11 protein-coding genes are annotated in these 12,182 nt (G+C 50.2%); 5 read left to right on the top strand and 6 right to left on the bottom strand.

Annotated elements, in window-relative coordinates; translation table 11 throughout:
* Nucleotides 1–4 precede the first annotated feature (4 nt).
* Together A11S_RS02105 and A11S_RS02110 are read right to left on the bottom strand one after the other, a co-directional pair.
* Nucleotides 5–1,054, bottom strand: a complete 1,050-nt coding sequence (locus tag A11S_RS02105; protein ID WP_015466828.1) for a bifunctional transcriptional activator/DNA repair enzyme AdaA — start codon at nucleotides 1,052–1,054, stop codon at nucleotides 5–7.
* Nucleotides 1,051–1,788, bottom strand: a complete 738-nt coding sequence (locus A11S_RS02110) for an SDR family oxidoreductase (RefSeq protein WP_015466829.1) — start codon at nucleotides 1,786–1,788, stop codon at nucleotides 1,051–1,053. The genes A11S_RS02105 and A11S_RS02110 overlap by 4 nt, the downstream gene beginning before the upstream one ends.
* 314 nt (nucleotides 1,789–2,102) lie before the next feature.
* On the opposite strand from A11S_RS02110, the gene A11S_RS02115 reads away from it, so the two are divergent.
* Entirely contained in the window at nucleotides 2,103–3,425 is a 1,323-nt protein-coding gene (locus A11S_RS02115; RefSeq protein ID WP_015466830.1) for a methyl-accepting chemotaxis protein, read from the top strand.
* A gap of 61 nt (nucleotides 3,426–3,486) precedes the next feature.
* Here the strand turns inward: A11S_RS02115 and A11S_RS02120 are convergent, their stop codons facing one another.
* Entirely contained in the window at nucleotides 3,487–4,017 is a 531-nt protein-coding gene (locus A11S_RS02120) for a hypothetical protein (protein ID WP_015466831.1), read from the bottom strand.
* 13 nt (nucleotides 4,018–4,030) lie between these two features.
* Complete coding sequence (locus A11S_RS02125; protein WP_041802355.1) at nucleotides 4,031–4,429, bottom strand: response regulator; 399 nt, start codon at nucleotides 4,427–4,429, stop codon at nucleotides 4,031–4,033.
* A gap of 300 nt (nucleotides 4,430–4,729) precedes the next feature.
* On the opposite strand from A11S_RS02125, the gene A11S_RS02130 reads away from it, so the two are divergent.
* From A11S_RS02130 to A11S_RS02145, 4 genes are read left to right on the top strand one after another with little or no spacing between them, the layout of a single operon-like run.
* Entirely contained in the window at nucleotides 4,730–7,393 is a 2,664-nt protein-coding gene (locus A11S_RS02130) for a hybrid sensor histidine kinase/response regulator (protein ID WP_015466834.1), read from the top strand.
* Nucleotides 7,394–7,427: 34 nt separating this feature from the next.
* Nucleotides 7,428–7,910: a chemotaxis protein CheW gene (locus tag A11S_RS02135; protein ID WP_015466835.1), complete on the top strand. Its 483-nt coding sequence runs from the start codon at nucleotides 7,428–7,430 to the stop codon at nucleotides 7,908–7,910.
* 6 nt (nucleotides 7,911–7,916) lie between these two features.
* On the top strand, nucleotides 7,917–9,047 hold the full coding sequence (locus tag A11S_RS02140) for a protein-glutamate methylesterase/protein-glutamine glutaminase (RefSeq protein WP_015466836.1): 1,131 nt from the start codon (nucleotides 7,917–7,919) through the stop codon (nucleotides 9,045–9,047).
* A complete protein-coding gene (locus A11S_RS02145; RefSeq protein WP_015466837.1) occupies nucleotides 9,037–9,852 on the top strand; it encodes a CheR family methyltransferase in 816 nt (271 codons plus the stop codon). The genes A11S_RS02140 and A11S_RS02145 overlap by 11 nt, the downstream gene beginning before the upstream one ends.
* Nucleotides 9,853–9,888: 36 nt before the next feature.
* Here the strand turns inward: A11S_RS02145 and A11S_RS02150 are convergent, their stop codons facing one another.
* Together A11S_RS02150 and A11S_RS02155 are read right to left on the bottom strand one after the other, a co-directional pair.
* Nucleotides 9,889–11,319 (bottom strand): homospermidine synthase, encoded by a 1,431-nt coding sequence (locus A11S_RS02150; protein WP_235067986.1) that lies wholly within the window; start codon nucleotides 11,317–11,319, stop codon nucleotides 9,889–9,891.
* 121 nt (nucleotides 11,320–11,440) lie between these two features.
* Nucleotides 11,441–12,139, bottom strand: a complete 699-nt coding sequence (locus tag A11S_RS02155; RefSeq protein ID WP_015466839.1) for a hypothetical protein — start codon at nucleotides 12,137–12,139, stop codon at nucleotides 11,441–11,443.
* Nucleotides 12,140–12,182: the final 43 nt, after the last annotated feature.

Genomic DNA, 12,182 nt, shown 5'->3' on the forward strand with positions numbered 1-12,182 from the left:
TTGTTCATCGCGAATGCTTTTGTTCGTGCTCGATGAGCCATTTTTTGCGGGCTAGGCCGCCGCTATAACCAACAAGCTTCCCATCATGGCCAAGGACGCGGTGGCAGGGAATGATGATGGCCAGTTGGTTCATGCCATTTGCACGTGCGATAGCGCGTATGGCATCTGGCTGCTTGAGGGCTATAGCTTGTTGTTTATAGCTTCGCGTTTGGCCATAGGGAATGCTTATCAATGCGCTCAAAACGGATTGCTGAAAGTTAGAGCCATTCAGTTTCAGGGGCGTGCGGAATGTTTTCAGTGTTCCCGAAAAATAGGCCCGCAGTTCTTGTTTGAGAGCCTTTAAAATTGGTGATGTTCCCGGGATGATCGCGGCGTTGAGCGATCTTCTCATCTTTTCAATTTCGCGTTCAAGTCCGCGACGATCCGTAAATTCCAATAAATAGAGGCCGTCCTCATCTGCGATGGCAATCATTGCACCAAGGGGGGTATCCAACCATTCGGCTTTTAGAATATTCTTGTTCTTGGCACGGGCAGGGGCATCGCCCAGGATTTTTGTGAAGGCGTCTCTAAATCCGCTGCCAGATTCATAGGCGGCATCGATTTGCGCATGAATGATTTTTTCGCCAGCGCGAATGGATTTCAGGGCTAAGCCCATGCGGCGTGCCCGTGCATAGGCAACAAAAGTCATGCCATATCGTTTTTTGAATTGACGCCGTGCCGTGGAGGGATGGAGGCCAAGGCGGCTAATGTCCGTGTCCTTCCATCGCTTTTCCGGTTCGTTTTCAACGGCGTTAATAAGCGATTGTATAAGGTCTGGCGGTGTTCCGGTCACGGAGAGTGGGTGGCAACGTTTGCAAGCCCGGTAACCGGCCAGCATGGCATCCTGAATTGTTGTGAAAAACTCACAATTTTCTGGCTTGGGTTTGCGCGCGCTGCATGTGGGCCTGCAAAAAATGCCTGTCGTTTTTATGCCCGCAAAGAAAATACCATCATATTGTGAATTTCGTTCAGCAAATGCTTGGTAGTATTCTTTCTGCTGCCCCTTATGCATCATGGTTGGTTCAGTCCCTTCATAAAATCTGCGGCAACCTGTTCGAGACTGCGAAAATTCTGTGTCCAGTTTTTAAACATTTCGGCGCCAACTGGATCCGGGCTGATGTAAAGTTCTTCGGCTTCGATCCCATCCAAAATCGCCTTCGCGGTTTTTTCAGCGCTGGTTTTTTCAATATCAAGGTTTTTACCCATATCCGTATCAATCGGCCCCGGATTGATATTGTGCACTTTTATTCCTTTAGACGCCATTTCAATCATGGCGCCCTGTGTAATTGAGAACAAAGCGGCCTTGGAAGCGCAATACCCGCCATGAAAAGGAAAATTAACAAAAGCCGCAACGGAAACCACATTCGCTAGGACGGAATCCTTATTTTTCTGCAGGACAGGGAGAAAATGGCGCATCATGTTAAGCGTGCCAAAGTAATTGACCTCCATATCATGGCGAATGTCGCCGAGTGGTCCTGTTAAGGCATTTACAAAATTGAGCGCCCCGGCATTGTTAATTAAAACATTTGTATCGTGTGCGATGGATGCCGCGTTTTTTATTTGATTGTCATCGGTAATATCCAGGGCGATTGGAACAACGCGGAGATCGTTCAGTGATTGTATGGTGGTTGTATCGCGTGCAGCGGCATAAATTTTCTGAACATTGCGATGAAGCAAGTCCTCGACAAGAGCTTTGCCAATTCCGCGGCTTGTTCCACTGATAAAAACAATTTTGTCTTGGAAATCCATGTTTTCGCCCTCGTGTGCTAAGTTGGTCGCAGCCTTCATAGAGTGTTGGAGGGGGCGTTCCGCCGAAAAATGAGCATGGAACTTATATATGATTGGAAAAACCCTAAAATTCCTCTCAGGGTTCAGGGTGAAGGGGTGCCGTTAAAGGACATAATGTTGCGGGGCGTATTCTGATTATGCGCCGTTCCATCCCTGCGCATGTAAAAACAAGATCGGCTTTCATTGTCCTTTTGGTCTTGATGTAGACTGGCGTTCGTATTTTTTGAATCGCCGCGTCAATTTACATCAATCGATAACAGGAAGGCTGATCTGCCATGAAAAATCTTGCTTATGCTCTGGGCTTTCGCGAAAAGCAATTTGCCAATGATGACGATAAATATTTGTCGCTGAAAATGGGGGCGTTGCAGGGCTTGTCTACCAATATCATGATGGCAGACAAGGATTATAATATTGTCTATGTGAACGAGGCGATCATTGAATTTTTGCGTGCGCTCGAAGGTGACATCAAGAAGGATTTCCCGGCGTTTAACGTGGATCGCTTGATCGGAACAAATATCGATATGTTCCACAAAAACCCGTCGCATCAGCGCGGTATGCTTGATCGCATGAGCGGAGAGTTCGATACATCGATTAAAGTTGGGGGAATTGTTTTTAACCTGCACGCTTTCCCGGTTTTTGACGATAACAAGAACCGCGTCGGTACTGTTGTTGAATGGCAGGATTCGAAACAAATGGACGGCGTTTCACAAATTGAGTCGATTCATAAATCTATGGCCGTGATCGAATTTAACATGGATGGAAGCATTATTACGGCCAATAAAAACTTTTTGGATACGGTCGGATATAGTCTGGATGAAGTAAAGGGACACCATCACCGCATGTTTATGGAGCCCAGTGAAGCAGAAAGCGCCGAATACAGAAAATTTTGGGACGATTTGCGTGCGGGCCAATACCAATCATCGGAGTATAAACGCGTTGGCAAGGGCGGTCGTGAAATTTGGATTCAGGCCAGCTATAATCCCGTGTTCGATTTAAATGGCCGGCCGTTCAAGGTAGTCAAATTTGCAACCGATGTCACAAAACAGGTCATTGCAAAACAAAACGCCGGAAAAATGATCGAAAGCGCCGCTGTGGGGACGGAGGAGTTGAGTGCCTCGGTGAAGGAAATCACCGAAAGCATGACAAAATCACGCGCCACAACGGAAAAGGCCTATGGCATTGTTGACCAAGCCGATCAGCAAACCAATAAACTGGCCGATGCCGCGGCTTCTATGGGGGGCATCGTGGAGTTGATTAACAGCATTGCCGGGCAAATCAATCTTTTGGCGCTGAATGCCACCATTGAATCCGCCCGTGCGGGTGAGGCTGGAAAAGGATTTGCCGTTGTCGCCAACGAGGTTAAAAATCTGGCGGCGCAGGCGAAAACGGCGACCGATAAAATTTCACTGGAAATCAATTCCATGCGTGATATTTCGTCAAGCGTCGTGTCATCTTTGAATGCGATTAAAGAATCCATTGAAACGGTGCGTGAATACGTGAATTCTACGGCGAGCGCGGTAGAAGAGCAAAGTGCTGTCGCAAATGAAATCGCCAGCAATATGCAGCGTGTGACCCGCGAAGTGAACAGCATGGTTTGATGTAGAATATAAAAAAGCGCCCGCCGGATCATCCCGGCGGGCGCTTTTTTATACCCATATACTAAAAATTCGTTGTTGGGCCGTTGAGGAGGTGGGCGTCCGGCCGCTCAGATTTGCGCGTGCGTTGTTTTGGCTGCGTTCCATCGGCCGATCCACTGGAAATATTGATCATGCAATCCTGTAGCGCCAGCATGTCATCGTTCAATTCTTTCATCCGCAACCGAATTTCGTTCAAATGCTGCGTGACGAGATCCTGAAAGCTGGTGGCTTCGAAAATGATATTGGCCTGGTTTTGAATTTCTGCGGCGGCATCCCCCTTCATTTTCGTCAGTGACTTCATGATGCTTTCCGCGGCGGTTAAAATCTGGTCGGCGGCTTTTTCCGTTCGTTTTTCTGCGGCGGCAATCTGGTCACTGATGGCGGGCATTGTAAAGGTCTGGTAGTGGCTTGGGATGTCATCCAGTGCGCTGACATGATCGGCCAGGCGTTTGGCCAACTGCGCAATAGAATCGGCCAGGGCGGCGCGTTTCTCCGGCGATACATGGCCCATGGCCTGACTTGTTTCTTGTATGGTCTGGATGATGGATGTCATGGAGTTATTATCCTTATCGCTGTTTTTTGGTCATAACGGATTTTATTTTTGTTTCCAGCGTGTCTGCATTAAACGGTTTTATGATGTAGTTATCGACACCCGCTTGTTTGGCTTCCATCACGTTTTCTGGACGCGATTCCGCCGTGATCATAATAAAGGGTACGTTTTTGTGCTCATATGTTGAATCGGTTCGGACAAATTGCAGTAATTGCAGGCCCGTCATTGGCATCATATTCCAGTCCGAAAGTACAAGGTCGTATTTATTGTGGGCGAGTTTTTGCAAGGCGGCTTGTCCGTCCGTTGCTTCATCGACGTTGCTGATGTTGATTTGAGAGAGGAGATTGCGAACAATGCGGAGCATTGTTTTGTGATCGTCGACAATTAGTACTTTCATGTCTTTGTTAATATCCATTTTTAAGCGCCTTTTTTGAATAAGAGAAAAATGAATATACGCAGTAATGATGTTCACTATCAGTGTTGGGCGCAAACCGTAAAATAACGATGAATCACAATCACGTATATCGTGACACGCGCGCTCAATTTTGTGCGCATATATTTATACGCCTGCGCGTGTATTCATTTTTTAAATTTATGCGTGTGTTTGTTGCATATCGCATTACCATGTATGGCGTTTACATCTCGATAATACTTGCCCGCCTAAGATGCGTCCCATTCCCGATTCTTCTGCCATTTTATAAACGGTGATTGTGCTATGGATGACCTTGTCACGGAATTTATAACAGAAACTGTTGAATCGCTTTCTGCGCTGGATCTTGATCTGGTGCGATTGGAGCAGGAGCCGGAGAACAAGGATCTGCTTGGGAATATTTTTAGGCTGATGCACACGATCAAGGGGACGTGTGGCTTTATCGGCCTGCCGCGCTTGGAAAAAACGGCGCATGCGGCGGAAAACCTCCTCGATAATTTCCGCAATGAAAAAATGGACGTCAGTGAACGGGCCATGACATTGCTGTTTATGTGCATTGATCGCGTCCGGTTCTTGGTGAGCGAGGTCAGCAAGAGTGGATCGGAGCCAGATGGAAATGATTCTGATATTATTCAGGTGATTGAGGCCGAGATAGAGCAATCATTGCGCGGTGATGTGAAGAAAGACGCGATGTCTTCTGTTGTGGATCCTGTGCCTGATCCGGCGGTTTCCGTTGATGTCCCGTCGACCCAGGTTGTTGAGAAGGGTGCGGAGTATCTGCGCGTTCAGATGAACGTGCTTGAAGACTTGATCAATATGGTGTCCGAGCTTGTCCTGACGCGAAACCAGTTGTCGCAATTGATTCGTATGGAGGAAAATTCAAACCTGACGACGCCGTTTCAGCGTTTGAACAGGATTGTATCCGATCTGCAAGACAGTGTCATGAAAACACGCATGCAGCCCATTGGCAACGCGTGGTCAAAATTGCCGCGCATCGTTCGTGATTTGTCGACGGAGATGAAAAAGAAAATCGTTCTGGAGATGGAAGGCGAGGAAACCGAGCTTGACCGCCAGGTTCTGGAGCAGATTAAAGACCCATTGACCCACATGATTCGCAATTCATGTGATCATGGCATTGAACGTCCTGCCGACAGGCTGGAGGCGGGTAAGAAGGAGCAGGGGTGCATTCGTCTGCGGGCCTATCACGAGGGTGGATTTATCGTTCTTCAGATTAGCGATGATGGAAAAGGGTTGGACCCTGTAAAAATTGCTGAAAAGGCAATTGAAAAGGGATTGGCAGAGCCGGAAAAAATCCAGTCCATGAGCGACAAGCAAATCCTCAGCTACATCATGCGGCCAGGTTTTTCCACGGCAGAGCAAATCACGAATGTGTCAGGCCGTGGCGTGGGCATGGATGTCGTGCGCGCCAATATTGAAAAAATTGGCGGGTCAATTGACATGGAATCAACACCGGGAAAGGGGACATGCTTCACGATCCAGATCCCGCTGACGCTCGCGATTATTTCCGCGTTGATTGTCGAAATTGATTCATATCGCTACGCGATTCCGCAGATGAACATTCAGGAATTGGTGTCTATCAATTCGACAGATTCCGATATGATTGAATATATTAATGACAAACCAGTCTTGCGCCTGCGTGATCGGATTATTCCGCTTCTGGACAGCGAAGCTTTGTTTGATTGCAAAAATGATTGCGAACATAAACCGCATAATGAAAAACTAATTTGTGTGATCAGTGCAGGGTCCAGTTATTACGGGATCCTTGTGGATCAGATTTATGACACGGAAGAGGTTGTTATTAAATCTGTGTCATCCGTCCTCAAAAACGCGGGTATTTTTTCTGGAAACACCATTCTGGGGGATGGGCGGGTCATTATGATTTTGGATCCCGCGGCGATTGCGCGCAAATTTAACGTCGAGAAGGCTGTCAGCCAGCTCGAGGCCGAAAATGTCATGGCAAACCAGGCACGGGAAGGCGTCAAGGAGCGAGCCTCGATGCTGGTTTTCAAGGCTGGAGATGGGGCGCTGAGGGCGGTTCCGCTGGCTCTGGTCTCCCGTATTCAGGTTTTCCCTCGCGGGGAAATTACCTGCTCGGCCGATAAAATCGTCGTGCGATACAACAATACGTTGATGCAATTGTGCTTCATCGATGCCGCGACACAAGGGTTAAACGACCACGAGGTCATGAGCCTTGTCCTGTCCGATGATATGTCGGAGGCGTCAATGGGGCTTATTATTGACCATGTTGTTGATATTATCGAAGGCGATCTGGACCTGACCACCGCAACACTGCGTCCTGGTATTCTGGGCAGCATGATTTTGAGCGACCGAACGGTGGATGTCATAGATATTGCCCACTTCCTATCGTTGAGCCGGTCTGATTGGTTTTCTAAAATGGCGCATCAATCATCACCTTACGCCAATTATCATATTGAACGCGTGCATGAGCAGTTGGATATGGTCGAAACAGGGCCGCACACACAGCGCCGTTCCGCAACCATTGGCGAATTAGAGCATGCCGCCATGGCGCATCGACCGGTGACGGAATATAAGGGTCAAAAAATGCGACTTCTGGTCGTTGATGACAGCCCATTTTTCCGCAGCATGCTGTACCCCATTTTAACCAGTGCCGGGTACGATGTAACACTGTCCGAAGATCCGTTACATGCCATTCGTTTGCACGATGATGGCCATATGTTCGATATTGTCCTGAGCGATATCGAGATGCCGCATATGGATGGATATGAATTTGTTGAAAAAATGCGGGATGATTCGTCTTGGAAAGATGTTCCTTTCATTGCCATTACATCCCACAACACCCGAGAAGACATCGAGTATGGTTATAAAAAAGGGTTCAATAAATATATCGGAAAATTTGACAAGGATGAACTGATCCGATCATTGGTCAGCATTCGAAATAACGAGTGATCTATCGTAGTGATCTATTACCATGGGGGTATCTATGGGGAATGCAAAACCAAATATCGTCGCCGATACATTCAAAATTCTGATTTTGAATATCGGGAATCATTATTTCGGGGCACCGATTGAGAATATTCAGGATGTCATCCAACGTAATCCGACCACGCCCGTTCCTTTAACGCCGCCCAACATTATCGGCCTTTTGAATTTACGCGGACATATTGTGACCGAAATTGACGTGGCTTATACGCTGGGGGTCCATAACCGGGATTGGTTGGCGGGCAACAACGGATATTCCATCGTGATCAATCGCGGTGGCGAGATGTATAGCCTGGTGTTCGAGGGGATCGGTGACGTTGTCGATGTCATGGAATCCAGTATTGAAAAATTACCAGACACCATCAATCGCAAGTGGTTTTCTATCTCGCGCGGGGTTTGTCGCATGGGGGATAAGCTTGTTGTCCTTCTCGACTTCAACCTGATGATTGATCACTTAACGCCCGAGCCGGCCAATATGGTGTAACCCGCTATGGATGTCTCCCCTGTTCGTGTCATGCTGGTCGACGATTCCGTCGTGGTGCGTGGATTGTTGCGTAATATTATTGAAAAGCACGACGATCTGGATATCGTCGCGGCGGCAGCGGATGGCCAGACCGCTTTGCGGGATTATCGCGCCCATCGGCCTGATATCGTTCTTATGGATGTTGAGATGCCACATATGGATGGCCTCAGCGCCCTGCGCGAAATTCTGGTCCATGATCCGGAAGCGCGGGTGATTATGTGCTCCAGCCTGACCCAGGCTGGCGCGGAGACAACGTATCAAGCCCTGCACATCGGGGCCGTTGATTGTCTGGCCAAGCCATCATCAAAATCGATTGATCGGGGTTTGACGTTCGAACAGGAATTGTTGCTGAAATTGCGGACATTGGGACGCCATGGCGGGGCGAAAAGGGCGCCATCATCCCCCCCTGTTTCGAAAGCGCCCCCGGTTCTTCATCAGCATAAATTTGGTGGTGACGTGGTTTTGCGCCGGATGCCCGACCATTTGCCGCCCAATTTCCCATTGGCATTGGCCATTGGCGCATCAACGGGCGGGCCCAAGGCTCTGGTCGAATTTTTGACCGGTGTTGATAAAAATATGATGCTGCCCATTTTCATTACGCAACATATCCCCCCGGGCTTTTCCCGTTTCTTGGCGGAGAATATTGAGCGTAAAACCGGTTTTCCCGCGCATGAGGCAGAGGAGGGTATGCTGGTATCCCCTGGCCATGTCTACATTGCGCCGGGACAAAAGCATATGGGCGTGCATAAGGGAATCCCAAAACGCATCGCCTTAACCGATGGGCCGCCGGTCAATTTTTGCAAACCATCGGTGGATGTCATGCTGGATTCACTGGAACATGCCTATGGCGGGCATTTGCTGACCGTCATTTTGACGGGCATGGGGGCCGATGGCCATATGTCCAGCCGACGTATGGTTGTGGATGGCACGCATAATATCCTGATTGCGCAGGACGAGGAAACGTCCGTCGTCTGGGGCATGCCCGGGGCGGTGGCAAAAGATGGAATTTGTCATGCTGTTTTACCGCTGTCGCGTATTGGGGCGGCAGTAAACAAGTTGGTACGCCGTGAATCCATAGGGGATCATCATGCAAATTGATGATATTGAATTTCATTTCTTCCGTAATTTCCTGAAGGAATCGTCCGGCTATCATTTGACGGATGATAAGCGCTATCTGCTGGAATCCCGGTTGGAAGATGTCTTGCGCAGTTGGAAGCTCAACGACCATCGCGCGATTATTTCGAGTATTCGTAATGATCAATCGTCTAAAATGGCCACAGATGTGATCGAGGCGATGACGATCAATGAAACATTCTTCTTTCGCGATCAAATCCCGTTTGATGTCTTCGAAAACCAGCTTCTGGATCGGTTGGCGGAATCCGCCGTGGCCAATCGTGTGCGCATATGGTCGGCGGCGTGCTCAACCGGGCAAGAACCCTATTCCGTGGCCATGATCGCAACGGAAAAACGATCAGTTTATCCCAAACTTCTGTGCGATGTTGTGGGCACCGATATCAACAGCCGCGTTCTGTCGCGCGCCCGCCAAGGCCTGTTTTCGGATATTGAGGTGCATCGCGGGCTGCCCGATCACTATCGCAATAAATATTTTACGCGCGATGGATCGAACTGGAAAATCAATGATGATATTCGGACGCTGGTGCATTTCCGGCAAATGAACCTCAAAGGGGATTATGATGTCGAAGGGCCGTTTGATTTTGTTCTGTTGCGGAATGTCCTGATTTATTTTGATACGGCGTTAAAGGAAAGCATCCTGCGCCGTATTGCCGATCGCATGCGCCCCGGCGGGTATTTATTGCTGGGGGCGGCAGAGGGGATTTATGACCTGAACCATCATTTCCAGCGTTGTCCCGATATCAAAGGACTGTATGAATATCGCGGATGAAAAAAGCCCCCGGATTTCGGGGGCTTTTTTTAAATCTTAGTGAACCAGGATATTGCGGAACTGCCACGGATCGGATGTGTCGATATCCTCCGGGAACAGGCCGGGGCGGTTATCCAACGGGGTCCAGTCGGTATAATGCCCTTCCACCGTGCCCAGATACGGGCTCTGAACCTCCAGACAGCGGCGATGGTCCATTTCTTCTGTTTCGACGATGCCGGCCATCGGGTTTTCCAGCGCCCAGACCATGCCGGCGATAATCGCCGATGTAACCTGCAAGGCGGTGGCGTTTTGGTACGGGGCCAGCGCGCGGGTTTCCTCAATGGTCAGCCGTGACCCATACCAATAGGCATTTTTGGCATGCCCGAACAGCAAGACGCCCAGCTCGTCCCGGCCATCGACAATTTCGGATTCGCCCAGAATATGCATCCGCGGCTGCATTTTTCCGTCCCGGCCGAACAATTCATGCCACGACAAAATGGCGTTGTTGCACGGGTGATAGGCGTAATGGCATGTCGGGCGATATTCGGGTTTTGGCCCGGACCCAACGGTGAAATAGTCGGATATTGAAATCGCTTCGTTATGCGTTACCAAAAACCCGAATTGTGCGCCCGGGGTTGGGCACCATGTGCGGACGCGGGTCGCGGCGCCGGGTTGGTTCAGGTAAATCGCGGCCTGGCACCCAAACGAATGGGTGGAGGCATTGGGCGGCATCCAGTTTTCATGCGTACCCCATCCCAATTCTGCCGGTTGGTATCCTTCGGATACGAAGCCTTCCACCGACCAGGTGTTGACGAAGACGTTCATTTCCTTTGGCATCCGGGCGCGCTGGGTATCGCGTTCGGCGATGTGCACGCCTTTGATGCCCAATGTTTGCATCAATCGGGCCCAGTCTTCGCGTGTTTTTGGTTCGGTGAACGGGGTGTTGGTGTCGCGGGCGATGTTTAACACGGCCTGTTTGACAAACCACGATACCATGCCGGGGTTCGCACCACAGCAGGACACGGCGGTACGGGTGCCGCGCGCCAGAGCCTTTTCCTCGATGATATCATCGCGCAAATCATAATTTGTGCGGTCGCCGGGGTGGGCGTTTTTGTTATCGTAATATCCGGCCCAGGGTTCAGCCACGGTGTCGATGTAGTGGCAATCCAGTTCACGGCACAGGCGCATGATATCGCGTGATGACGTATCGACCGATACGTTGACGCAAAAACCAACGCCCTCACCATTGCGCAGCAACGGCGTCAGGATATCGCGGTAATTTTCGGGGGACAGTTCAGCGTGGATGAAGCGAATACCCAGCCCCTCAACCACGGGGCGGTAAATATCTTCCGGATCGATAATGACGAAACGCTCCCGGTCAAATTTGAAATGTCGCTCTAGCAAGGGGACCATGCCGCGCCCGATAGAGCCAAATCCAATCATCACCACGGGCCCGTTTATCGTCCCGTGTACCGGCCAGTTTGCCATTCTCGATTTTTTCCACTTCTGGTCAGAGGTCAATATTATTGACCAGATAGCGGCAAATGATCCCGGAAAGCAAGGGGATTATGATTGTCGTAAAACGCCAGTATGGTGGGCGATGACGGTGTTACTGGCCACCGCAGACAAAGCGGATCTGGCGACCGTTGGTCACCACGGGTTTGCATTGTTGCTTGGGCGCGTTTTCCGGTGTTGTCGGTGGCGTGGCTTGTGTTTTGGCGACGTCCTGCTCGGCGCGGCTGGTGGTCTGTTCTTGGGCCTGGATCATGGCGCGGCGATCGTCGTCGTTCAGTGTCAGGGCAACCTTCGGGTCAATCCCACGCTCCTGCAACAGGCTGTTGACGGTGGCGCGGTCGTCTTCGTTCATTTTTGCGTAGAGCTGCACGCCCGTATAGCGGCTGACATCCGGTGAGGCCAGCAGTGTGGCCACTGTTTCCGGCTCGATGCGCAAGGCGCCTTTTTGGCCCAGACGCGCTTCCAACTGGGCGCGTGCGCCCGGCAGTTGATCGAGATAGAGCAGAAAACCAAGCGCGTTGCCGACCGGGTCGTTTTTCTTGCGCAACAGGGTCTCCGCGAATTCCGCGTTTGCGCAATCCTTGTCCCATTTGCTTTGTCCGACACCGTAGAAGCCAATGCCGTTATAATCCGTGCCCATGCAGGTTTCGGTGTTCAATCCCGGTGTGGCGCATCCGCTCAAAATCGCCGCGGCCAGTCCCAGTGTCGATAACGCCCCTGCACGGCGCAGGTTTGCGTTTTCAAACACAGAGCGCAGGGGAGCGTTGTCGTTGGTTGCGGTTTTTACGGTCATTGCTACACACCCTTTTTTGGTTTTTTAAGGTCGCAAATAATTA

Source organism: Micavibrio aeruginosavorus EPB, from assembly GCF_000348745.1.
In the GTDB taxonomy this organism is placed as follows: Bacteria; Pseudomonadota; Alphaproteobacteria; order Micavibrionales; family Micavibrionaceae; genus Micavibrio; species Micavibrio aeruginosavorus_A.